The organism is Pseudomonas sivasensis (genome assembly GCF_013778505.1).
Lineage (GTDB): Bacteria > Pseudomonadota > Gammaproteobacteria > Pseudomonadales > Pseudomonadaceae > Aquipseudomonas > Aquipseudomonas sivasensis.
In genome coordinates, this window is sequence record NZ_JAAOWU010000009.1 from 192,862 (window position 1) to 212,917 (window position 20,056).

Annotated in this window: 33 protein-coding genes; all 33 read right to left on the reverse strand. The window is 54.0% G+C overall.

Features of this window, described 5'->3' with window-relative positions; translation table 11 throughout:
• Positions 1-15: 15 nt before the first annotated feature.
• Positions 16-480 (reverse strand): bacterioferritin, encoded by a 465-nt coding sequence (gene bfr, locus G9Q84_RS17055; RefSeq protein WP_032884537.1) that lies wholly within the window; start codon positions 478-480, stop codon positions 16-18.
• A gap of 155 nt (positions 481-635) precedes the next feature.
• Positions 636-2,084, reverse strand: a complete 1,449-nt coding sequence (locus G9Q84_RS17060) for a catalase (protein ID WP_181643756.1) — start codon at positions 2,082-2,084, stop codon at positions 636-638.
• 237 nt (positions 2,085-2,321) lie between these two features.
• The gene (gene rplQ / locus G9Q84_RS17065; protein WP_003176402.1) at positions 2,322-2,708 is read right to left on the reverse strand and encodes a 50S ribosomal protein L17; all 387 of its coding nucleotides are present in this window, start codon (positions 2,706-2,708) and stop codon (positions 2,322-2,324) included.
• A 41-nt stretch (positions 2,709-2,749) separates the two neighbouring features.
• Complete coding sequence (locus G9Q84_RS17070) at positions 2,750-3,751, reverse strand: DNA-directed RNA polymerase subunit alpha (RefSeq protein WP_003176403.1); 1,002 nt, start codon at positions 3,749-3,751, stop codon at positions 2,750-2,752.
• Positions 3,752-3,773: 22 nt separating this feature from the next.
• Positions 3,774-4,394: a 30S ribosomal protein S4 gene (gene rpsD, locus G9Q84_RS17075; RefSeq protein ID WP_003176404.1), complete on the reverse strand. Its 621-nt coding sequence runs from the start codon at positions 4,392-4,394 to the stop codon at positions 3,774-3,776.
• 18 nt (positions 4,395-4,412) lie between these two features.
• Complete coding sequence (rpsK, locus tag G9Q84_RS17080) at positions 4,413-4,802, reverse strand: 30S ribosomal protein S11 (protein WP_002555466.1); 390 nt, start codon at positions 4,800-4,802, stop codon at positions 4,413-4,415.
• A gap of 30 nt (positions 4,803-4,832) precedes the next feature.
• Positions 4,833-5,189 (reverse strand): 30S ribosomal protein S13, encoded by a 357-nt coding sequence (rpsM, locus tag G9Q84_RS17085; RefSeq protein WP_003210063.1) that lies wholly within the window; start codon positions 5,187-5,189, stop codon positions 4,833-4,835.
• 129 nt (positions 5,190-5,318) lie between these two features.
• On the reverse strand, positions 5,319-5,435 hold the full coding sequence (gene rpmJ / locus G9Q84_RS17090) for a 50S ribosomal protein L36 (RefSeq protein WP_002555468.1): 117 nt from the start codon (positions 5,433-5,435) through the stop codon (positions 5,319-5,321).
• Positions 5,436-5,462: 27 nt separating this feature from the next.
• Complete coding sequence (secY, locus tag G9Q84_RS17095) at positions 5,463-6,791, reverse strand: preprotein translocase subunit SecY (protein WP_017736663.1); 1,329 nt, start codon at positions 6,789-6,791, stop codon at positions 5,463-5,465.
• Positions 6,792-7,229 (reverse strand): 50S ribosomal protein L15, encoded by a 438-nt coding sequence (gene rplO / locus G9Q84_RS17100; protein WP_003176407.1) that lies wholly within the window; start codon positions 7,227-7,229, stop codon positions 6,792-6,794.
• Positions 7,230-7,232: 3 nt separating this feature from the next.
• The gene (rpmD, locus tag G9Q84_RS17105) at positions 7,233-7,409 is read right to left on the reverse strand and encodes a 50S ribosomal protein L30 (protein ID WP_003176408.1); all 177 of its coding nucleotides are present in this window, start codon (positions 7,407-7,409) and stop codon (positions 7,233-7,235) included.
• Between the two features lie 2 nt (positions 7,410-7,411).
• A complete protein-coding gene (gene rpsE, locus G9Q84_RS17110) occupies positions 7,412-7,912 on the reverse strand; it encodes a 30S ribosomal protein S5 (RefSeq protein WP_003176409.1) in 501 nt (166 codons plus the stop codon).
• A gap of 3 nt (positions 7,913-7,915) precedes the next feature.
• On the reverse strand, positions 7,916-8,266 hold the full coding sequence (gene rplR / locus G9Q84_RS17115; RefSeq protein WP_003176410.1) for a 50S ribosomal protein L18: 351 nt from the start codon (positions 8,264-8,266) through the stop codon (positions 7,916-7,918).
• Between the two features lie 10 nt (positions 8,267-8,276).
• Positions 8,277-8,810 (reverse strand): 50S ribosomal protein L6, encoded by a 534-nt coding sequence (rplF, locus tag G9Q84_RS17120; RefSeq protein ID WP_003176412.1) that lies wholly within the window; start codon positions 8,808-8,810, stop codon positions 8,277-8,279.
• A gap of 12 nt (positions 8,811-8,822) precedes the next feature.
• The gene (gene rpsH, locus G9Q84_RS17125; protein ID WP_010566853.1) at positions 8,823-9,215 is read right to left on the reverse strand and encodes a 30S ribosomal protein S8; all 393 of its coding nucleotides are present in this window, start codon (positions 9,213-9,215) and stop codon (positions 8,823-8,825) included.
• Positions 9,216-9,423: 208 nt separating this feature from the next.
• Positions 9,424-9,729, reverse strand: a complete 306-nt coding sequence (gene rpsN / locus G9Q84_RS17130) for a 30S ribosomal protein S14 (protein WP_003176414.1) — start codon at positions 9,727-9,729, stop codon at positions 9,424-9,426.
• A gap of 13 nt (positions 9,730-9,742) precedes the next feature.
• Positions 9,743-10,282 carry a 50S ribosomal protein L5 gene (gene rplE / locus G9Q84_RS17135; RefSeq protein ID WP_003176415.1) on the reverse strand — a complete coding sequence of 180 codons (540 nt, stop codon included), beginning with the start codon at positions 10,280-10,282 and terminating at the stop codon, positions 9,743-9,745.
• Positions 10,283-10,302: 20 nt separating this feature from the next.
• Positions 10,303-10,617 (reverse strand): 50S ribosomal protein L24, encoded by a 315-nt coding sequence (gene rplX / locus G9Q84_RS17140; RefSeq protein WP_003176416.1) that lies wholly within the window; start codon positions 10,615-10,617, stop codon positions 10,303-10,305.
• Between the two features lie 11 nt (positions 10,618-10,628).
• A complete protein-coding gene (gene rplN / locus G9Q84_RS17145) occupies positions 10,629-10,997 on the reverse strand; it encodes a 50S ribosomal protein L14 (protein ID WP_002555479.1) in 369 nt (122 codons plus the stop codon).
• 23 nt (positions 10,998-11,020) lie between these two features.
• Positions 11,021-11,287: a 30S ribosomal protein S17 gene (gene rpsQ, locus G9Q84_RS17150; protein WP_003176419.1), complete on the reverse strand. Its 267-nt coding sequence runs from the start codon at positions 11,285-11,287 to the stop codon at positions 11,021-11,023.
• A gap of 2 nt (positions 11,288-11,289) precedes the next feature.
• On the reverse strand, positions 11,290-11,481 hold the full coding sequence (gene rpmC, locus G9Q84_RS17155; RefSeq protein ID WP_002555481.1) for a 50S ribosomal protein L29: 192 nt from the start codon (positions 11,479-11,481) through the stop codon (positions 11,290-11,292).
• The gene (gene rplP, locus G9Q84_RS17160) at positions 11,481-11,894 is read right to left on the reverse strand and encodes a 50S ribosomal protein L16 (RefSeq protein ID WP_003232424.1); all 414 of its coding nucleotides are present in this window, start codon (positions 11,892-11,894) and stop codon (positions 11,481-11,483) included. Before rplP ends, rpmC begins: the two co-directional genes overlap by 1 nt.
• A gap of 12 nt (positions 11,895-11,906) precedes the next feature.
• Positions 11,907-12,593 (reverse strand): 30S ribosomal protein S3, encoded by a 687-nt coding sequence (gene rpsC / locus G9Q84_RS17165; protein ID WP_003176422.1) that lies wholly within the window; start codon positions 12,591-12,593, stop codon positions 11,907-11,909.
• 13 nt (positions 12,594-12,606) lie between these two features.
• On the reverse strand, positions 12,607-12,939 hold the full coding sequence (gene rplV / locus G9Q84_RS17170) for a 50S ribosomal protein L22 (RefSeq protein ID WP_003103908.1): 333 nt from the start codon (positions 12,937-12,939) through the stop codon (positions 12,607-12,609).
• 11 nt (positions 12,940-12,950) lie between these two features.
• Positions 12,951-13,226, reverse strand: coding sequence for a 30S ribosomal protein S19 (gene rpsS / locus G9Q84_RS17175; protein WP_003232420.1), 276 nt, complete (start codon positions 13,224-13,226; stop codon positions 12,951-12,953).
• A gap of 16 nt (positions 13,227-13,242) precedes the next feature.
• The gene (gene rplB / locus G9Q84_RS17180; protein WP_032884535.1) at positions 13,243-14,067 is read right to left on the reverse strand and encodes a 50S ribosomal protein L2; all 825 of its coding nucleotides are present in this window, start codon (positions 14,065-14,067) and stop codon (positions 13,243-13,245) included.
• Between the two features lie 14 nt (positions 14,068-14,081).
• Complete coding sequence (gene rplW / locus G9Q84_RS17185; RefSeq protein WP_002555488.1) at positions 14,082-14,381, reverse strand: 50S ribosomal protein L23; 300 nt, start codon at positions 14,379-14,381, stop codon at positions 14,082-14,084.
• Entirely contained in the window at positions 14,378-14,980 is a 603-nt protein-coding gene (gene rplD, locus G9Q84_RS17190) for a 50S ribosomal protein L4 (RefSeq protein WP_017135963.1), read from the reverse strand. Before rplD ends, rplW begins: the two co-directional genes overlap by 4 nt.
• 12 nt (positions 14,981-14,992) lie before the next feature.
• Positions 14,993-15,628 carry a 50S ribosomal protein L3 gene (rplC, locus tag G9Q84_RS17195; RefSeq protein ID WP_003194649.1) on the reverse strand — a complete coding sequence of 212 codons (636 nt, stop codon included), beginning with the start codon at positions 15,626-15,628 and terminating at the stop codon, positions 14,993-14,995.
• Positions 15,629-15,709: 81 nt separating this feature from the next.
• Positions 15,710-16,021, reverse strand: coding sequence for a 30S ribosomal protein S10 (gene rpsJ / locus G9Q84_RS17200; RefSeq protein ID WP_003186070.1), 312 nt, complete (start codon positions 16,019-16,021; stop codon positions 15,710-15,712).
• A 159-nt stretch (positions 16,022-16,180) separates the two neighbouring features.
• On the reverse strand, positions 16,181-17,374 hold the full coding sequence (tuf, locus tag G9Q84_RS17205) for an elongation factor Tu (protein WP_003176426.1): 1,194 nt from the start codon (positions 17,372-17,374) through the stop codon (positions 16,181-16,183).
• A 30-nt stretch (positions 17,375-17,404) separates the two neighbouring features.
• Entirely contained in the window at positions 17,405-19,510 is a 2,106-nt protein-coding gene (gene fusA, locus G9Q84_RS17210; RefSeq protein ID WP_010206921.1) for an elongation factor G, read from the reverse strand.
• 30 nt (positions 19,511-19,540) lie between these two features.
• Positions 19,541-20,011, reverse strand: a complete 471-nt coding sequence (gene rpsG, locus G9Q84_RS17215; RefSeq protein ID WP_002555493.1) for a 30S ribosomal protein S7 — start codon at positions 20,009-20,011, stop codon at positions 19,541-19,543.
• Positions 20,012-20,056: the final 45 nt, after the last annotated feature.

The following is a 20,056-nucleotide window of genomic DNA, read 5'->3' on the forward strand; positions in this document are numbered from 1 at the left end:
TTTAGTAGCCGGAAATCAGAACTGCGATTGCAGATAATTCTCCAGCCCTACCAACTTGATCAGGCCCAACTGCTTTTCCAGCCAGTAGGTGTGATCTTCTTCGGTGTCGTTTAACTGCACACGCAGGATTTCCCGCGTGACGAAGTCGCTGTGCTGCTCGCAGAGCTCGATGCCCTTGCAGAGCGCAGCACGCACCTTGTACTCAAGGCGAAGATCGGCTGCGAGCATGTCAGGTACGCTGGTGCCCACGTCCAGATCATCGGGACGCATGCGCGGCGTGCCTTCGAGCATCAGGATACGACGCATCAGCGCGTCAGCGTGCTGTGCCTCTTCTTCCATCTCGTGGTTGATACGCTCATAGAGTTCGGTAAAACCCCAGTCTTCGTACATACGCGAGTGGATGAAATATTGGTCACGAGCTGCCAGTTCGCCCGTCAGCAACGTGTTGAGGTAATCGATTACGTCGGGGTGACCTTGCATCGCCCTACATCTCCCTGCTTGAAAGTCTGTAGTTTGAACCATGATGACTCGGAGGTCACGGGACTAACGGCATAAAAGTGAAGATTTCCGGAGAAAAGTAGCGGAAATAACGCAAAAACCGCCCAAATGAGGGCGGTTCTGCTTATCGTTTAGAGTCAGTTAAGCGATACACCCAATGCCTTTGCGATTGCTTCTCCATATGCAGGGTCCGCTTTGTAGAAGTGCGCCAATTGACGCTGAACCACATCATTGGAAACCCCAGCCATTGCACCCGCGATGTTATTGGTGAGCAGGGCTTTCTGATCATCGTTCATCAGGCGGAACAGCGCCCCGGCGTGGCTGTAGTAGTCAGTGTCTTCCCGATGATCGTAACGATCAGCGGCACCGCTCAGGGCCAAGGCTGGCTCGGCGTACTGCGGAGCTTGCTTAGGTGCATCGGCGTAGCTGTTTGGCTCGTAGTTAGGGGCGCCACCACCATTGTTGCCGAAAGCCATCGACCCGTCACGCTGGTAGCTATTTACCGGGTTGCGCGGCGCATTTACCGGCAACTGCTGGTGATTGGTGCCAACACGGTAGCGGTGGGCATCAGCGTAGGCAAAAACCCGACCTTGCAGCATGCGGTCTGGGGACAGGCCAACACCTGGGACCATATTGCTCGGGCCGAATGCTGCCTGCTCAACTTCAGCAAAGTAGTTTTGCGGGTTGCGATTGAGCTCAAGCTCACCAACTTCGATCAACGGAAATTCCTTCTGCGACCAGGTTTTGGTCACGTCGAAAGGGTTCTCGTAGTGAGCGTTAGCCTGGGCTTCAGTCATGATCTGGATGCAGACGCGCCATTTCGGGAAATCACCGCGCTCGATCGCACCGAAGAGATCACGCTGGGCGTAATCGGGGTCGGTACCGGCCAAGCGTGCAGCATCGGCTGGAGCCAGATTCTTGATCCCCTGCTTGGTTTTGTAGTGCCATTTCACCCAGTGACGCTCACCATTAGCATTGATCAGGCTGTAAGTGTGGCTGCCAAAGCCGTGCATGTGACGGTAGCCGTCTGGAATGCCACGGTCCGAAAACAAGATGGTCACTTGGTGCAGCGCCTCAGGGGAGTGCGACCAAAAGTCCCACATCATCTGTGCGCTTTTGAGATTGCTTTGCGGCAGACGCTTCTGAGTGTGAATGAAGTCAGGGAATTTCAGCGGATCGCGAATGAAGAACACCGGAGTGTTGTTCCCCACGATGTCCCAGTTGCCTTCCTCAGTGTAGAACTTCAAGGCAAAACCACGTGGGTCGCGCTCAGTATCAGCAGAACCACGCTCACCTCCCACAGTTGAGAAGCGCAGGAAGGTCGGGGTCTGCTTACCCACAGATTCAAACAGCTTGGCGCTTGTGTACTGAGTGATGTCTTGGGTGACTGTAAACGTTCCGTAGGCACCCGACCCTTTGGCGTGTACGCGGCGCTCAGGAATGTTTTCACGGTTGAAGTGAGCGAGCTTCTCGATCAGATGGAAATCGTCGAGCAACAGCGGGCCACGCGGGCCAGCAGAACGGGAATTCTGGTTATCTGCAACGGGAGCACCGCTGGCGGTAGTAAGGATTTTATTCTGGCTCATGCTCAATTTTCCTCAGGTCGGACTTAGAACTGCCGGCTAATCGGCTTGGGAGGATTATTGATCAGCAACATGACACGTACAAATTCATTAAATTTCACGCATCAATAGAAAATTACTACCAACAACCTCAACAGCATAGTGCCAAGCCCCTACCCCGAAAACTTGTACAAATCGCGCTTTTGTTACGCGCACAAAAAACCGGGCACTAGGCCCGGTTCTTTGTTACAGCTTGTCGTCTTACTCGGCGCTTACAGCTTCGCCGGCAGTAGCACGATCAACCAACTCAACGTACGCCATAGGCGCGTTGTCACCAGCGCGGAAACCGCACTTGAGGATGCGCAGGTAGCCACCCTCACGGGTAGCGTAACGCTTGCCCAGGTCGTTGAAGAGCTTACCAACGATAGCTTTCGAACGAGTACGGTCGAAAGCCAGACGGCGGTTAGCCAGGCTGTCTGTCTTAGCCAAAGTAATCAGCGGCTCAGCAACGCGACGCAGTTCTTTAGCTTTCGGCAGTGTAGTTTTGATCAGCTCGTGCTCGAACAGCGACACCGCCATGTTTTGAAACATGGCCTTGCGGTGCGAGCTGGTACGGCTCAGGTGACGACCACTTTTACGATGACGCATGGTTCATTCCTTACCAAACTCACGTTCGGTGATTACGACGATCAGGCAGTCGCCTTGTCGTCCTTCTTAAGACTTGCAGGCGGCCAGTTGTCGAGGCGCATGCCGAGGGACAGACCGCGGGAGGCCAGAACGTCCTTGATTTCAGTCAAGGATTTCTTGCCCAGGTTCGGAGTCTTCAACAGTTCTACTTCGGTACGCTGAATCAGGTCGCCGATGTAGTAAATGTTTTCCGCCTTAAGGCAGTTAGCCGAACGTACAGTCAGTTCCAGATCGTCAACCGGGCGAAGCAGGATCGGATCGATCTCGTCTTCCTGCTCGATTACCACTGGTTCGCTGTCACCTTTGAGGTCGACGAACGCAGCCAACTGCTGTTGCAGAATGGTTGCAGCGCGGCGGATAGCCTCTTCAGGATCCAGAGTACCGTTGGTTTCCAGATCAATAACCAGCTTGTCCAGGTTAGTACGCTGTTCGACACGGGCGTTTTCCACCACGTATGCGATACGGCGAACCGGGCTGAACGAAGAGTCGAGCTGCAAGCGACCAATGCTGCGGCTTTCGTCTTCATCGCTCTGACGCGAGTCGGCCGGTTCATAACCACGACCACGAGCTACAGTGAGCTTCATGTTCAGGGCGCCGTTAGACGCCAGGTTAGCGATTACGTGATCGGGATTAACGATCTCGACATCATGATCCAGCTGAATATCGGCAGCGGTAACCACCCCCGAACCCTTCTTCGACAAGGTCAGCGTAACTTCGTCACGGCCGTGCAGCTTGATAGCCAGACCTTTAAGGTTCAACAGGATTTCAATTACGTCTTCCTGTACACCTTCGATGGCGCTGTACTCGTGGAGCACACCGTCAATCTCGGCCTCGACTACTGCACAGCCGGGCATTGAGGACAACAGGATGCGGCGCAGCGCGTTGCCCAGGGTGTGGCCAAAACCACGCTCGAGAGGCTCGAGTGTGATCTTGGCGCGGGTTGGACTGACAACCTGCACATCAATGTGGCGGGGTGTCAGGAACTCATTTACCGAAATCTGCATGGATGCACCTATTTTCTAGCCCTTACTTGGAGTAGAGCTCGACAATCAGGCTTTCGTTGATGTCGGCGGACAGATCACTGCGAGCAGGAACGTTCTTGAAAACGCCCGACTTCTTCTCAGTGTCTACTTCTACCCATTCTACGCGGCCACGTTGGGCACACAGATCGAGAGCTTGGACAATGCGAAGTTGGTTTTTTGCTTTCTCGCGAACTGCGACCACGTCACCAGCACGAACCTGATAAGACGGAACGTTTACGGTCTGACCGTTAACGCTGATCGACTTGTGCGATACCAGCTGACGGGATTCGGCACGAGTCGAACCAAAGCCCATACGGTATACAACGTTGTCCAGACGGCATTCGAGCAGTTGCAGCAGGTTTTCACCAGTTGCACCTTTCTTGCCAGCAGCTTCTTTGTAGTAGCCGCTGAACTGACGCTCGAGAACGCCGTAGATACGACGAACCTTCTGCTTTTCACGCAGTTGGGTGCCGTAATCGGACTGGCGACCGCGGCGTTGGCCGTGGATACCAGGTGCTGCTTCAATGTTGCACTTCGATTCGATCGCGCGCACGCCGCTCTTCAGGAAGAGATCGGTGCCTTCGCGACGAGCGAGTTTGCATTTTGGACCAATGTAACGAGCCATTCTTTACAATCTCCTGGATTACACGCGGCGCTTCTTCGGCGGACGGCACCCGTTGTGCGGGATTGGCGTCACGTCGGTGATGCTGGCGATCTTATAGCCACAGCCGTTCAAAGCACGGACAGCAGACTCACGACCTGGACCTGGACCTTTGACGTTAACGTCGAGGTTTTTCAGGCCATATTCCAGCGCAGCTTGACCAGCACGTTCAGCAGCTACTTGAGCAGCAAACGGGGTGGACTTGCGGGAACCGCGGAAACCCGAACCACCGGAGGTAGCCCAAGAAAGCGCGTTACCTTGACGGTCGGTGATGGTCACGATTGTGTTGTTAAAAGATGCATGGATGTGGGCGATGCCATCAACCACTGTCTTTTTAACTTTTTTACGAGGACGAGCAGCAGGTTTTGCCATGATTAATTTCCTGTCGATTCGCGTGGGCGATTACTTGCGGATCGGCTTACGCGGACCTTTACGGGTACGCGCGTTAGTCTTGGTACGCTGACCGCGTACTGGAAGACCACGACGATGACGCAGACCACGGTAGCAACCGAGGTCCATCAAACGCTTGATTTTCATGTTGATTTCGCGACGCAGGTCACCTTCAGTGGTGAACTTCGCCACTTCGCCACGCAACAGCTCAATCTGCTCGTCGCTCAGATCCTTGATCTTAGCGGCTGGGTTTACCCCAGTGTCTGCGCAAATTTTCTGCGCAGTAGTGCGACCAACACCATAGATGTAGGTCAGCGAGATAACAGTGTGCTTGTTATCTGGAATGTTAACGCCTGCAATACGGGCCATTCAGTGGGACTCCAATTGACAGCTACCTACGCCCCGGAAGCCAAGAAATAGGGCGCGAGATAATATCGCTGTAATAACAAATAATCAACCCGGCAGCGCACTAGCTGCCGGGCTTCAAGCGGATCACACTCAGCCTTGGCGCTGTTTGTGACGCGGTTCCGCGCTGCAAATTACTCGAACAACACCTTCGCGGCGAATAATCTTGCAGTTACGGCACAGCTTTTTCACCGATGCACGAACTTTCATCACCAACTCCTCGAACCTTATGGGTACTCAGCGCAACATGCCGCTGCCGTAACCCTTCAGGTTGGCTTTCTTCATCAGGGATTCGTACTGGTGCGAAACGAGGTGCGATTGTACTTGGGACATGAAGTCCATCACAACCACGACCACGATCAGCAACGAGGTCCCGCCAAGGTAGAACGGAACGTTTGCTGCAACCACAAGGAACTGGGGCAACAGGCAGACGGCCGTCATATATAGAGCACCGAACAGGGTCAAACGAGTCAGAACGCCATCAATGTAGCGCGCAGACTGCTCACCTGGACGGATACCCGGAATAAAGGCACCGGACTTCTTCAGGTTTTCCGCTACGTCTTTCGGATTGAACATCAACGCCGTATAGAAGAAGCAGAAGAAAATAATCCCTGCACTAAACAGCAGAATATTCAACGGCTGACCAGGAGCGATCGACTGAGAGAGGTCCTGCAGCCAGCCCATATTTTCAGACTGGCCAAACCAGGTACCCAACGAAGCCGGAAACAGCAAAATGCTGCTCGCGAAAATTGCCGGAATAACACCGGCCATATTCACTTTCAGCGGCAAGTGGCTAGTCTGCGCAGCAAAGACCTTACGGCCCTGCTGACGCTTGGCGTAGTGAACAGCAATACGACGCTGGCCACGCTCAATGAACACCACAAAACCGATAATCGCTACTGCCAGCAAACCGATAGCAACTAGGGCGAAGATATTGATATCACCCTGACGTGCAGACTCGAAAGACTGCCCAATCGCTCTCGGAAGACCGGCGACGATACCTGCGAAAATCAACATCGAGATACCGTTACCAACACCGCGCTCAGTAATCTGCTCACCCAGCCACATCATGAACATCGCACCAGCCACAAATGTGGATACCGCGACGAAATGGAAGCCAAAGTCACCAGTGAACGCAACGCCCTGCCCAGCCAGGCCAACGGACATGCCGATAGCCTGAACCAGAGCGAGGGCAACAGTGCCGTAGCGGGTGTACTGGCTAATCTTGCGACGGCCAGCTTCACCTTCCTTCTTCAACTGCTCCAGCTGCGGGCTGACGGCGGTCATCAACTGCATGATGATCGATGCCGAGATATACGGCATGATCCCCAGTGCAAAGATGCTCATCCGCTCCAGCGCGCCGCCGGAAAACATATTGAACAAGCTAAGAATGGTCCCCTCATTCTGTCGAAACAGGTCTGCGAGTCGGTCCGGGTTGATACCTGGAACCGGGATGTGTGCGCCTATTCGGTAGACGATAATCGCCAGGAACAGAAAACGCAGACGAGCCCAAAGTTCAGACATACCGCCTTTGCCGAGCGCTGAGAGAGCACCTTGCTTAGCCATTTATTCCTCGAACTTGCCGCCAGCTGCTTCGATAGCCGAACGCGCACCTTTGGTGGCGCCGATTCCCTTGCCGATAGTGACAGCGCGAGTCACTTCACCGGACAGCATGATTTTCACACGCTGTACGTTGACGTTGATCACGTTGGCATCTTTCAGGGTCTGCACAGTAACGATGTCGCCTTCCACTTTAGCCAGCTCGGACAGACGCACTTCTGCGCGATCCATAGCTTTCAGGGATACGAAACCGAACTTAGGCAGGCGACGATGCAGCGGCTGTTGACCGCCTTCAAAGCCTGGAGCAATGGTGCCACCGGAGCGGGAGGTTTGACCTTTGTGACCACGGCCACCAGTCTTACCCAAACCGCTACCGATACCACGGCCCGGACGATGCTTTTCGCGACGGGAGCCCGGCGCTGGACTCAGATCATTGAGTTTCATCGATTAACCCTCTACACGCAGCATGTAGTAAGCCTTATTGATCATCCCGCGATTCTCGGGAGTATCCTGGACTTCTACAGTGTGACCGATGCGACGCAGACCCAAACCTTTAACACACAGTTTGTGGTTAGGAATGCGGCCGGTCATGCTTTTGATCAGCGTTACTTTAACGGTAGCCATGATCAGAAGATCTCCTTGACAGTCAGACCACGCTTAGCAGCGATGGACTCAGGAGATTGCATGGCTTTCAAACCTTTGAAAGTGGCGTGAACCACGTTTACAGGGTTAGTCGAGCCGTAGCACTTGGCCAGAACGTTCTGAACACCAGCAACTTCGAGGACAGCACGCATAGCGCCGCCAGCGATGATACCGGTACCTTCAGAGGCAGGCTGCATGTACACCTTCGAAGCGCCATGGGCGGACTTCATTGCGTACTGCAGAGTGGTACCGTTCAAATCAACTTGGATCATGTTGCGACGAGCAGCTTCCATTGCCTTCTGGATCGCAGCAGGCACTTCACGTGACTTGCCACGGCCGAAGCCAACGCGCCCTTTACCATCACCTACCACGGTCAACGCAGTGAAAGTGAAGATACGGCCGCCTTTAACGGTTTTAGCTACGCGGTTAACTTGAACCAGCTTCTCAATGTAGCCTTCGTCGCGCTTTTGGTCGTTATTTGACATAACTTAGAACTCCAGCCCAGCTTCACGAGCAGCATCAGCCAGCGCTTTCACGCGGCCGTGGTACTTGAAGCCAGAGCGGTCGAAAGCCACTTGCGAGACGCCCGCGGCCTTAGCACGCGTAGCGACCAGCTGGCCAACCTTAGTGGCCGCGTCGATGTTGCCAGTAGCACCATCACGCAGTTCTTTATCCAAAGTCGAGGCGCTTGCCAGGACTTGGTTGCCGTCGGCCGAGATGACCTGGGCGTAGATGTGCTGCGACGAGCGGTACACGCAGAGACGCACGACTTCGAGTTCGTGCATTTTCAGGCGTGCTTTGCGAGCGCGACGCAGTCGAGTAACTTTTTTGTCGGTCATTTGCTATGCCCTACTTCTTCTTGGCTTCTTTACGACGGACGACTTCGTCCGCGTAGCGCACACCTTTGCCTTTGTAAGGCTCTGGTGGACGGAAGTCGCGGATCTCAGCGGCCACCTGACCTACCAGCTGCTTATCAATACCCTTGATCAGGATATCGGTTTGGCTAGGGGTCTCAGCGGTGATGCCTTCCGGCAGTTCGTAATCCACTGGGTGCGAGAAGCCAAGGGCAAGGTTCAAAACCGTGCCTTTTGCTTGCGCTTTGTAACCAACACCGACCAGCTGGAGCTTGCGCTCGAAGCCTTGGCTTACGCCTTGGACCATGTTGTTTACCAACGCACGCGTGGTACCGGCCATTGCGCGAGTTTGTTGATCGCCATTGCGAGCAGCGAAACGCAGCTCACCAGCTTCTTCAACGATCTCAACGGACGAATGGATGTTCAGTTCAAGAGTGCCCTTGGCACCCTTCACCGAAAGCTGTTGGCCTGCGAATTTGACTTCGACACCGGCTGGCAGCTTAACGGGGTTCTTAGCGACGCGAGACATGCTTATCCCCCCTTAGAACACAGTGCAAAGAACTTCGCCGCCGACACCGGCAGCGCGCGCAGCACGATCCGTCATCACACCTTTGTTGGTGGAGACGATAGACACGCCAAGACCGCCACGAACTTTCGGCAGATCTTCAGCGGACTTGTACTGACGCAGGCCTGGACGGCTAACACGCTTCACTTCCTCGATGACCGAACGGCCTTCGAAGTACTTCAGCTCGATGGACAGCAGTGGCTTGGTTTCGCTGCTGATCTGATAACCCGCAATGTAGCCTTCGTCTTTCAGGACTTTGGCAACAGCTACCTTCAACTTGGAAGATGGCATGCTTACGACGGACTTTTCAGCCATCTGGGCATTACGGATACGAGTTAGCATGTCCGCTAACGGGTCCTGCATACTCATGGGCTAGACGCTCCTAATACAAAAAAATTAGCCTTGCGGCTACATATGTCGCCGAGAATCTCCGAGCGTAAAAAACACGGGCTCAGGCGAGCCGCGTATTTTAGACACACTCCGGAAATGAAACAAGCCCCAAAAGGGGCTTGTTCCAGATTCAAGGTCACCGGCGGTCAGTATCTTGCGATGCAGACCCCCTAGACGCTGAAAGTACTTACCAGCTAGCTTTAACCAGACCTGGTACGTCACCACGCATTGCCGCTTCACGCAGTTTGTTACGGCCGAGGCCGAACTTGCGGTAAACGCCGTGTGGACGACCGGTCAGGCGGCAGCGGTTACGCATGCGCGAAGCGCTTGCGTCACGTGGCTGCTTCTGCAAAGCAACTGTAGCTTCCCAACGCGCTTCTGGACTTGCGTTCAGATCAACGATGATTGCTTTCAGTGCTGCACGCTTCTTGGCGTACTTGGCAACCGTGAGCTGACGCTTCAGCTCGCGGTTTTTCATGCTCATCTTGGCCATGGTCCTACTCCAATCAGTTGCGGAACGGGAATTTGAAAGCACGCAACAGAGCGCGACCTTCATCATCGTTCTTGGCAGTGGTGGTCAGGGTGATGTCCAGACCGCGGAGAGCATCGATCTTGTCGTAGTCGATTTCCGGGAAGATGATCTGCTCTTTCACGCCCATGCTGTAGTTACCACGACCATCGAAGGACTTGGCATTCAGGCCGCGGAAGTCGCGAACCCGAGGCAGGGAGATCGACAGCAGACGATCCAGGAATTCGTACATACGCTCACGGCGCAGAGTCACTTTGACGCCGATCGGCCAACCTTCACGGACTTTAAAGCCAGCGATGGATTTCCGAGCGTAAGTCACAACGACTTTTTGACCGGTGATCTTTTCCAGGTCAGCAACAGCGTGCTCGATGACTTTTTTGTCACCGACCGCTTCGCCCAAACCCATGTTCAGGGTGATTTTGGTAACGCGTGGAACTTCCATCACGTTCGAGAGCTTAAGTTCTTCCTTAAGCTTCGGTGCGATTTCTTTCCAGTAAATCTCTTTTAGTCGTGCCATGGTCTTCTACCTAGCAGTGTTCAAGCATCAACCGCTTTTTGGGTCGACTTGAAGACACGAATTTTCTTGCCATCTTCTACTTTAAAACCAACGCGGTCAGCCTTGTTGGTTTCGCCGTTGAAAATGGCGACGTTAGAAGCGTCCAGAGGAGCTTCTTTTTCGACGATACCGCCCTGCACGCCCGACATAGGGTTAGGCTTGGTATGGCGCTTAACCAGGTTCAGACCACCAATAACCAGACGGTTATTAGCGAGAACCTTAAGAACCTTACCGCGCTTACCTTTGTCTTTGCCGGCGATCACGATGATCTCGTCGTCACGACGAATCTTTTGCATGTCGGATCTCCTTACAGCACTTCTGGGGCGAGCGAGACGATCTTCATGAACTTCTCAGTACGAAGTTCACGCGTCACTGGCCCAAAGATACGGGTGCCGATCGGCTCTTGCTTGTTGTTCAGAAGAACAGCAGCGTTGCCATCAAAGCGGATAATAGAGCCGTCTGCACGGCGTACACCGTGACGAGTGCGGACTACAACAGCAGTCATCACTTGGCCTTTTTTCACCTTACCGCGAGGAATTGCTTCCTTCACGGTAACTTTGATGATGTCACCGATACCAGCGTAACGACGATGGGAGCCACCCAGCACCTTGATGCACATAACACGGCGAGCGCCGCTGTTATCGGCCACATCGAGCATGGATTGAGTCTGAATCATATAATTTCTCCGACCCCTAGTCCTTAGACTTCCACAGCGCGTTCGAGAACATCAACCAGCGCCCAAGACTTGGTCTTGGCCAGCGGACGAGTTTCACGAATAGTGACCTTGTCGCCGATGTGGCACTGATTGGTTTCGTCGTGCGCGTGCAGCTTAGTCGAACGCTTAACATATTTACCGTAGATCGGGTGCTTAACGCGACGCTCGATCAAAACGGTGATGGTTTTGTCCATCTTGTCGCTGACAACACGGCCAGTCAGCGTACGGACAGTCTTTTCGGCTTCAGCCATGATCACTTACCTGCCTGCTGGTTGAGCACAGTCTTCACGCGAGCAATGTCACGCTTAACTTGCGAGAGCAGATGAGACTGCCCCAACTGGCCAGTTGCTTTCTGCATACGCAGATTGAACTGGTCGCGCAGCAGGCCGAGCAGTTGCTCGTTCAGCTGCTGTGCGGATTTTTCACGAAGTTCATTCGCTTTCATCACATCACCGTCCGTTTAACAAAGGCGGTGGCGAGCGGCAGCTTTGCAGCAGCCAGGGCAAAAGCCTCACGCGCCAGCTCTTCAGTTACACCCTCGATTTCATACAGGACTTTGCCTGGCTGAATCTGGGCTACCCAGTATTCCACGTTACCCTTACCTTTACCCATCCGAACTTCGAGGGGCTTTTTGGAGATCGGCTTGTCCGGGAATACACGGATCCAGATCTTGCCGCCACGTTTAACGTGACGGGTCAGTGCACGACGCGCTGACTCGATCTGACGAGCGGTGAGACGACCACGAGCTACAGACTTCAGCGCGAACTCGCCGAAGCTGACTTTGCTACCGCGCTGAGCCAGACCACGGTTGTGGCCTGTCATCTGCTTGCGGAACTTCGTACGCTTTGGTTGCAACATTTGGCGTACCCCTTACTTAGCAGCTTTTTTACGAGGCGCTGGTGCTTGTGGTTTCAGTTCTTCTTGGCGACCACCAATTACTTCGCCTTTGAAGATCCAAACCTTTACACCGATCACACCATAAGTGGTGTGAGCTTCGTAGTTGGCATAGTCGATGTCGGCACGCAGGGTGTGCAGTGGCACACGACCTTCGCGATACCATTCAGTACGTGCGATTTCAGCACCGCCGAGACGACCGCTCACTTGGATTTTGATGCCTTTGGCACCAATGCGCATGGCGTTCTGTACGGCGCGTTTCATAGCGCGACGGAACATTACGCGACGCTCCAGCTGCTGAGCTACGCTCTGCGCAACCAGCATACCGTCGAGCTCCGGCTTACGGATCTCTTCGATATTGATGTGCACAGGCACACCCATTTGCTTGGTCAGGTCCTGACGCAGTTTCTCAACATCTTCACCTTTCTTCCCGATAACGATACCTGGACGAGCGGTGTGGATGGTGATACGTGCAGTTTGTGCCGGACGATGGATATCGATACGGCTTACGGACGCGCTTTTTAGTTTGTCTTGGAGATACTCACGCACCTTCAGATCAGCGAACAAATAGTCCGCATAAGTCCGACCGTCTGCGTACCAGACGGAGGTGTGCTCCTTGACGATTCCCAGGCGAATGCCAATGGGATGTACTTTCTGACCCATCTCTTCGACTCCGTTACTTGTCAGCAACCTTGACAGTGATATGGCAAGACCGCTTGACGATGCGATCAGCACGGCCTTTGGCACGTGGCATGATGCGCTTCAGCGAACGCCCTTCGTTGACGAAAACGGTGCTGACCTTCAGGTCATCAACGTCTGCGCCTTCGTTATGCTCGGCGTTGGCTACGGCCGACTCCAGCACTTTCTTCATGATCTCGGCGGCTTTCTTACTGCTGAAAGCCAACAGGTTGAGCGCTTCGCCCACCTTCTTCCCGCGGATCTGGTCGGCGACCAAGCGGGCTTTCTGGGCGGAGATTCGAGCGCCCGACAACTTAGCGGCTACTTCCATTTCCTAACCCCTTAACGCTTGGCTTTCTTGTCTGCCACGTGCCCACGATAAGTGCGGGTACCGGCAAACTCGCCTAGTTTGTGGCCGACCATGTCTTCGTTCACGAGAACTGGGACGTGCAAGCGACCGTTGTGTACAGCGATGGTCAGACCGACCATTTGTGGCAGGATCATCGAACGACGCGACCAGGTTTTCACCGGTTTGCGATCGTTCTTTTCCGCCGCCACTTCGATCTTCTTCAGTAGGTGAAGATCAATAAAAGGACCTTTTTTCAGAGAACGTGGCACTGTCGTATCCCTCTATTTACTTGCGACGACGGACGATCATTTTGTCGGTACGCTTATTACCACGAGTCTTCGCGCCCTTAGTCGGGAAGCCCCATGGCGATACCGGATGACGACCACCAGAGGTACGACCTTCACCACCACCGTGTGGGTGGTCAACCGGGTTCATGGCAACACCACGAACGGTTGGGCGAACGCCACGCCAGCGCTTGGCACCAGCTTTACCCAGCGAACGCAGGCTGTGCTCGGAGTTCGAGACTTCACCTAGGGTCGCGCGGCATTCAGCCAGAACTTTACGCATCTCACCAGAACGCAGACGCAGGGTCACGTAGACACCTTCACGAGCGATCAGCTGAGCCGAAGCACCAGCGGAACGAGCGATTTGCGCGCCTTTACCTGGCTTCAATTCGATGCCGTGTACGGTGCTACCAACTGGAATGTTACGCAGCTGCAGAGCGTTGCCCGGCTTGATCGGCGCCAAGGCACCTGCGATCAGCTGGTCGCCAGCACTCACACCTTTAGGTGCGATGATGTAGCGACGCTCGCCATCTGCGTACAGCAGCAGAGCGATGTGAGCAGTACGGTTTGGATCGTATTCGATACGCTCAACAGTGGCAGTGATGCCATCTTTGTCGTTGCGACGGAAGTCGACCAAACGATAATGCTGCTTATGGCCACCACCGATGTGACGAGTGGTAATACGACCATTGTTGTTACGACCACCAGTCTTCGATTTTTTCTCGAGCAGCGGTGCGTGAGGAGCGCCCTTATGCAGCTCCTGGTTGACCACCTTGACCACAAAACGGCGGCCAGGGGAAGTCGGTTTGCATTTAACGATTGCCATGATGCACCCCTTCCTTACTCAGCACTGCTGCTGAAATCGAGATCTTGGCCTGGCTGAAGGGAGATAACTGCCTTCTTCCAGTCATTACGCTTGCCCAGACCGCGAGCAGTGCGCTTGCTCTTACCCAGAACATTCAGGGTAGTAACACGCTCTACTTTCACGCTGAACAGGCTTTCGACGGCCTTCTTGATTTCCAGCTTGGTTGCGTCAGTTGCAACCTTGAAAACGAACTGGCCTTTCTTGTCAGCCAGAACCGTAGCCTTTTCGGAAACGTGCGGGCCAAGCAGAACTTTAAATACGCGTTCCTGGTTCATCCCAGCAGCTCCTCGAATTTCTTCACGGCCGACACGGTGATCAACACCTTGTCGTATGCGATCAGACTAACTGGATCGGAACCTTGCACGTCACGTACATCAACGTGTGGCAGGTTGCGAGCAGCCAGGTACAGGTTCTGATCAACAGCTTCAGACACGATCAAAACATCGGTCAGGCTCATGTTGTTCAGTTTGCCCAGCAGATCTTTGGTTTTTGGACTTTCAACAGCGAAGTCCTGAACCACGACCAGACGATCAGTACGCACGAGTTCAGCAAGGATGGAGCGCAGAGCTGCGCGGTACATCTTCTTGTTGAGCTTCTGAGTGTGATCCTGTGGACGAGCTGCGAAAGTGGTACCGCCGCCACGCCAGATTGGGCTACGGATAGTACCGGCACGAGCACGGCCAGTGCCTTTCTGACGCCATGGGCGCTTACCGCCACCACGAACGTCGGAACGGGTCTTTTGCTGCTTGCTACCTTGACGGCCGCCGGCCATGTAGGCCACGACTGCTTGGTGAACGAGCGTCTCGTTGAATTCGCCGCCAAATGTCAGTTCGGAAACTTCGATCGCTTGAGCGTCATTTACATTTAATTGCATGTCAGCTTCCCCTTAACCGCGAGCCTTGGCCGCTGGACGTACAACCAGGTTGCCGCCAGTAGCGCCAGGAACAGCACCCTTGACCAACAACAGATTGCGTTCAGCGTCGACGCGCACTACTTCGAGGGACTGCACGGTCACGCGCTCAGCGCCCATATGACCGGACATTTTTTTGCCCTTGAATACACGACCAGGAGTCTGGCACTGGCCAATAGAGCCCGGGACGCGGTGGGAGACGGAGTTACCGTGAGTGTTATCTTGACCACGGAAATTCCAACGCTTGATCGTACCCTGGAAGCCTTTACCTTTGGACTGACCGGTTACATCAACCAGTTGACCAGCGGCAAAGATTTCAGCGTTGATCAGATCGCCAGCCTGGTAGTCGCCATCTTCAAGACGGAACTCCATAACAGTGCGACCAGCTGCAACGTTTGCTTTAGCGAAGTGACCTGCTTGAGCAGCAGTCACGCGCGAAGCACGACGCTCGCCGACAGTGACTTGCACTGCACGATAGCCATCGGTCTCTTCAGTTTTGAACTGGGTGACGCGATTCGGTTCGATCTCAATGACCGTAACCGGAATGGAGACACCTTCTTCGGTGAAAATACGGGTCATACCGCATTTACGACCGACTACACCAATAGTCATGTTGTAAACCTCATGAGTGTACGGGGCTTTCACCCGCTATGGCCGCCCATTTCAGAGCGTTACACGACTAAGACCCAAGTCTTAGCCGAGGCTGATCTGAACTTCCACACCGGCCGCCAGATCAAGCTTCATAAGTGCATCAACGGTTTTATCCGTTGGCTGGACGATGTCCAGTACGCGCTTATGAGTACGGATCTCGTACTGGTCACGCGCGTCTTTGTTGACGTGCGGGGAGACCAGAACGGTGAACCGCTCTTTACGGGTAGGCAGTGGAATTGGACCACGCACTTGAGCACCAGTACGTTTCGCGGTTTCCACGATTTCCTGGGTGGATTGGTCGATCAGGCGATGGTCAAAAGCCTTCAACCTGATACGGATTTGCTGATTTTGCATTGGATTTCAGACTCCGGCTGCTATTCCCACCGAGCGCAATACGCCCGTTAAAAGGAGGCGCAATTCTATAGACGGCCCAGATGGGTGTCAACCCAATAAAAAAGGCCCCCGCTAAGCGGGGGCCTCCTCAAAACATCAGAGCTATCTCAGAAGAGATAATTACTCGATGATTTTAGCTACAACACCAGCACCAACGGTACGGCCGCCTTCACGGATTGCGAAGCGCAGACCGTCTTCCATAGCGATGGTTTTGATCAGGGTGACAACCATTTTGATGTTGTCGCCTGGCATTACCATTTCTACGCCTTCCGGCAGTTCGCAGTTACCAGTAACGTCGGTAGTACGGAAGTAGAACTGTGGACGGTAGCCTTTGAAGAACGGAGTGTGACGACCGCCTTCTTCTTTGCTCAGCACGTACACTTCAGCTTCGAACTTGGTGTGCGGCTTAACCGAACCCGGCTTAACCAGAACCTGGCCACGCTCAACGTCGTCACGCTTGGTACCACGCAGCAGAACGCCGCAGTTCTCGCCCGCACGACCTTCGTCGAGCAGCTTACGGAACATTTCAACACCGGTGCAGGTGGTGACGGTAGTGTCACGCAGACCAACGATTTCCAGTGGATCTTGAACCTTAACGATACCGCGCTCGATACGACCAGTCACAACAGTACCACGACCGGAGATCGAGAATACGTCTTCGATTGGCATCAGGAACGGCTTGTCGATAACACGAACTGGATCTGGGATGTAGCTGTCCAGAGTCTCAACCAGTTTACGAACGGACGTGGTGCCCATTTCGTTGTCGTCTTTGCCTTCCAGAGCCATACGAGCAGAACCGATGATGATCGGAGTGTCGTCACCTGGGAAGTCGTAAGTGCTCAGCAGATCGCGCACTTCCATCTCAACCAGTTCCAGCAGCTCAGCGTCGTCTACCAGGTCAGCCTTGTTCAGGTAAACCACGATGTACGGAACGCCAACCTGACGGGACAGCAGGATGTGCTCACGAGTTTGCGGCATCGGACCATCAGCGGCCGAGCAAACCAGGATTGCACCGTCCATCTGAGCAGCACCGGTGATCATGTTCTTCACATAGTCAGCGTGACCTGGGCAGTCAACGTGAGCGTAGTGACGGATCAGCGAGTTGTATTCAACGTGCGCGGTGTTGATGGTGATACCACGAGCTTTTTCTTCTGGTGCGCTGTCGATTTTATCGAAATCAACGATTGCGGAACCGAACACTTCGGAGCAAACGCGAGTCAGAGCAGCAGTCAGAGTGGTTTTACCGTGGTCAACGTGACCGATGGTGCCAACGTTGACGTGCGGTAGGGAACGATCAAATTTTTCTTTAGCCACGACAATTAACTCCTTGCCTAAAGGACTGAATCAGCCTTGTTTTTTGGATACAGTTTCAGCGATGTGCGCCGGAGCTGTGTTGTATTTTTTGAATTCCATAGAGTAGCTTGCGCGACCCTGGGACATGGAGCGAACGTCGGTCGCATAACCGAACATCTCACCCAACGGAACCTCGGCGCGAATCACTTTGCCGGAAACCGTGTCTTCCATACCCAAGATCATGCCGCGACGACGGTTAAGGTCGCCCATGACATCACCCATATAGTCTTCAGGTGTAACAACTTCTACCGCCATGATTGGCTCAAGCAACTCACCACCGCCCTTTTGGGCCAGTTGCTTGGTTGCCATGGAAGCAGCCACCTTAAACGCCATCTCGTTGGAGTCGACGTCGTGGTAAGAACCGTCAAAAACGGTTGCTTTCAGGCCGATCAGCGGATAGCCGGCAACAACACCGTTCTTCATCTGCTCTTCGATACCCTTCTGGATAGCAGGGATGTATTCCTTAGGAACAACACCACCCACTACTTCGTTCACGAATTGCAGACCTTCCTGACCTTCGTCAGCAGGAGCAAAACGGATCCAGCAGTGACCGAACTGACCACGACCGCCGGACTGACGAACGAACTTGCCTTCGATTTCACAGTTTTTCGTGATGCGCTCACGATAGGAAACCTGAGGCTTACCGATGTTGGCTTCGACGTTAAACTCACGGCGCATCCGGTCAACCAGGATGTCCAGGTGCAGCTCGCCCATGCCAGAGATGATCGTTTGACCAGTCTCTTCATCAGTCTTAACGCGGAAAGATGGATCTTCCTGAGCAAGCTTGCCCAAAGCGATACCCATTTTTTCCTGGTCATCCTTGGTCTTAGGCTCTACGGCAACCGAAATAACCGGCTCCGGGAAATCCATGCGAACCAGGATGATTGGCTTAGCAGCGTCGCACAAAGTCTCACCAGTGGTGACATCCTTCATGCCGATCAGGGCCGCGATGTCACCAGCGCGCACTTCCTTGATCTCTTCACGGGCGTTTGCGTGCATTTGCACCATACGACCCACGCGCTCTTTCTTACCTTTAACCGAGTTGATCACACCGTCGCCGGATGCCAACACGCCCGAGTAAACGCGGACGAAAGTCAAGGTACCCACGAATGGGTCGGTAGCGATCTTGAACGCCAGGGCCGAGAACGGCTCGCTGTCGTCTGCATGACGCTCCATTTCCTCTTCCTCGTTATCAGGGTTGGTACCCTTGATAGCAGGAATGTCGGTTGGAGCAGGCAGGTAGTCGATCACAGCATCGAGAACCAGGGGAACACCCTTGTTCTTGAACGAGGAACCGCAAACAGCCAAGACGATCTCACCAGCGATAGTACGCTGACGCAGAGCGGCCTTGATTTCCACGTTGGTGAGTTCTTCACCTTCGAGGTACTTGTTCATCAGCTCTTCGCTGGCTTCGGCAGCAGCCTCAACCATGTTGTTGCGCCACTCGTCAGCCAGCTCCTGCAGTTCAGCAGGGATAGGCTTACGAACAGGAACCATACCTTTGTCGGAATCATTCCAGTAGACCGCTTCCATGTTGATCAGATCGATCTGACCCTGGAAGTTGTCCTCGGAACCGATAGCCAGCTGGATTGGCACCGGAGTGTGACCCAGACGCTGCTTGATCTGACCGATCACGCGCAGGAAGTTGGCACCAGCACGGTCCATCTTGTTTACGTAAACAAGACGTGGAACGCCGTATTTGTTGGCTTGACGCCATACGGTTTCCGACTGAGGCTCAACACCCGAAGTACCACAGAACACAACGACAGCACCATCGAGTACGCGCAGGGAACGTTCAACTTCAATGGTGAAGTCTACGTGGCCCGGGGTATCGATTACGTTGAAGCGATGCTCGTCTTTGTACTGCTTCTCAGAACCTTTCCAGAAGGCGGTAATAGCAGCAGAAGTAATGGTAATACCACGCTCCTGCTCCTGAACCATCCAGTCTGTGGTCGCGGCGCCATCATGCACCTCGCCCATTTTGTGACTTTTGCCGGTGTAAAACAGTACGCGCTCGGTGGTGGTGGTTTTACCAGCATCCACGTGAGCAACGATACCGATGTTACGGTAGCGGCTAATCGGAGTAGTACGAGCCATAAAGCCCTCGCAAAATTAGTGAAGCTAAGATTAGAAGCGGTAGTGCGAGAAAGCTTTGTTAGCTTCAGCCATACGGTGCACGTCTTCACGCTTCTTAACAGCAGCACCTTTACCTTCAGCAGCGTCCAACAGTTCGCCAGCCAAACGCAGAGCCATAGACTTCTCGCCACGCTTACGGGCGAAGTCTACCAACCAGCGCATTGCCAGGGCGTTACGACGGGACGGACGAACTTCAACCGGAACCTGATAAGTAGCGCCGCCTACACGGCGCGACTTCACTTCGACCAGCGGAGCGATGGCGTCGAGAGCTTTCTCGAAGATTTCCAGGGGGTCGCTGTTCTTGCGTTCTTTAACCTTTTCCAGCGCGCCATAAACGATACGCTCGGCAACGGCTTTCTTGCCGCTTTCCATCACGTGGTTCATGAACTTGGCCAGAATTTGGCTTCCGTATTTTGGATCGTCAAGCACTTCGCGCTTGGCTGCTACGCGTCTTCTTGGCATGGATAAGCCCTCAAACGGTCTTCAGGTTCGCTCGGAATCAGTGCC

What these genes read in the sequence shown, in the direction of transcription:
- bfr (WP_032884537.1), bottom strand. Translation starts at nt 480, where the DNA reads ATGCAAGGTCACCCCGACGTAATCGATTACCTCAACACGTTGCTGACG.
- G9Q84_RS17060 (WP_181643756.1), bottom strand. Translation starts at nt 2,084, where the DNA reads ATGAGCCAGAATAAAATCCTTACTACCGCCAGCGGTGCTCCCGTTGCA.
- rplQ (WP_003176402.1), bottom strand. Translation starts at nt 2,708, where the DNA reads ATGCGTCATCGTAAAAGTGGTCGTCACCTGAGCCGTACCAGCTCGCAC.
- G9Q84_RS17070 (WP_003176403.1), bottom strand. Translation starts at nt 3,751, where the DNA reads ATGCAGATTTCGGTAAATGAGTTCCTGACACCCCGCCACATTGATGTG.
- rpsD (WP_003176404.1), bottom strand. Translation starts at nt 4,394, where the DNA reads ATGGCTCGTTACATTGGTCCAAAATGCAAACTCGCTCGTCGCGAAGGC.
- rpsK (WP_002555466.1), bottom strand. Translation starts at nt 4,802, where the DNA reads ATGGCAAAACCTGCTGCTCGTCCTCGTAAAAAAGTTAAAAAGACAGTG.
- rpsM (WP_003210063.1), bottom strand. Translation starts at nt 5,189, where the DNA reads ATGGCCCGTATTGCAGGCGTTAACATTCCAGATAACAAGCACACTGTT.
- rpmJ (WP_002555468.1), bottom strand. Translation starts at nt 5,435, where the DNA reads ATGAAAGTTCGTGCATCGGTGAAAAAGCTGTGCCGTAACTGCAAGATT.
- secY (WP_017736663.1), bottom strand. Translation starts at nt 6,791, where the DNA reads ATGGCTAAGCAAGGTGCTCTCTCAGCGCTCGGCAAAGGCGGTATGTCT.
- rplO (WP_003176407.1), bottom strand. Translation starts at nt 7,229, where the DNA reads ATGAAACTCAATGATCTGAGTCCAGCGCCGGGCTCCCGTCGCGAAAAG.
- rpmD (WP_003176408.1), bottom strand. Translation starts at nt 7,409, where the DNA reads ATGGCTACCGTTAAAGTAACGCTGATCAAAAGCATGACCGGCCGCATT.
- rpsE (WP_003176409.1), bottom strand. Translation starts at nt 7,912, where the DNA reads ATGTCAAATAACGACCAAAAGCGCGACGAAGGCTACATTGAGAAGCTG.
- rplR (WP_003176410.1), bottom strand. Translation starts at nt 8,266, where the DNA reads ATGACCGACAAAAAAGTTACTCGACTGCGTCGCGCTCGCAAAGCACGC.
- rplF (WP_003176412.1), bottom strand. Translation starts at nt 8,810, where the DNA reads ATGTCTCGCGTCGCTAAGAACCCCGTTAAGCTGCCAGCCGGTGTCGAA.
- rpsH (WP_010566853.1), bottom strand. Translation starts at nt 9,215, where the DNA reads ATGAGTATGCAGGACCCGTTAGCGGACATGCTAACTCGTATCCGTAAT.
- rpsN (WP_003176414.1), bottom strand. Translation starts at nt 9,729, where the DNA reads ATGGCCAAGATGAGCATGAAAAACCGCGAGCTGAAGCGTCAGCTCACG.
- rplE (WP_003176415.1), bottom strand. Translation starts at nt 10,282, where the DNA reads ATGGCACGACTAAAAGAGATTTACTGGAAAGAAATCGCACCGAAGCTT.
- rplX (WP_003176416.1), bottom strand. Translation starts at nt 10,617, where the DNA reads ATGCAAAAGATTCGTCGTGACGACGAGATCATCGTGATCGCCGGCAAA.
- rplN (WP_002555479.1), bottom strand. Translation starts at nt 10,997, where the DNA reads ATGATTCAGACTCAATCCATGCTCGATGTGGCCGATAACAGCGGCGCT.
- rpsQ (WP_003176419.1), bottom strand. Translation starts at nt 11,287, where the DNA reads ATGGCTGAAGCCGAAAAGACTGTCCGTACGCTGACTGGCCGTGTTGTC.
- rpmC (WP_002555481.1), bottom strand. Translation starts at nt 11,481, where the DNA reads ATGAAAGCGAATGAACTTCGTGAAAAATCCGCACAGCAGCTGAACGAG.
- rplP (WP_003232424.1), bottom strand. Translation starts at nt 11,894, where the DNA reads ATGTTGCAACCAAAGCGTACGAAGTTCCGCAAGCAGATGACAGGCCAC.
- rpsC (WP_003176422.1), bottom strand. Translation starts at nt 12,593, where the DNA reads ATGGGTCAGAAAGTACATCCCATTGGCATTCGCCTGGGAATCGTCAAG.
- rplV (WP_003103908.1), bottom strand. Translation starts at nt 12,939, where the DNA reads ATGGAAGTAGCCGCTAAGTTGTCGGGCGCTCGAATCTCCGCCCAGAAA.
- rplB (WP_032884535.1), bottom strand. Translation starts at nt 14,067, where the DNA reads ATGGCAATCGTTAAATGCAAACCGACTTCCCCTGGCCGCCGTTTTGTG.
- rplW (WP_002555488.1), bottom strand. Translation starts at nt 14,381, where the DNA reads ATGAACCAGGAACGCGTATTTAAAGTTCTGCTTGGCCCGCACGTTTCC.
- rplD (WP_017135963.1), bottom strand. Translation starts at nt 14,980, where the DNA reads ATGCAATTAAATGTAAATGACGCTCAAGCGATCGAAGTTTCCGAACTG.
- rplC (WP_003194649.1), bottom strand. Translation starts at nt 15,628, where the DNA reads ATGACTATTGGTGTAGTCGGTCGTAAATGCGGTATGACCCGTATTTTC.
- rpsJ (WP_003186070.1), bottom strand. Translation starts at nt 16,021, where the DNA reads ATGCAAAATCAGCAAATCCGTATCAGGTTGAAGGCTTTTGACCATCGC.
- fusA (WP_010206921.1), bottom strand. Translation starts at nt 19,510, where the DNA reads ATGGCTCGTACTACTCCGATTAGCCGCTACCGTAACATCGGTATCGTT.
- rpsG (WP_002555493.1), bottom strand. Translation starts at nt 20,011, where the DNA reads ATGCCAAGAAGACGCGTAGCAGCCAAGCGCGAAGTGCTTGACGATCCA.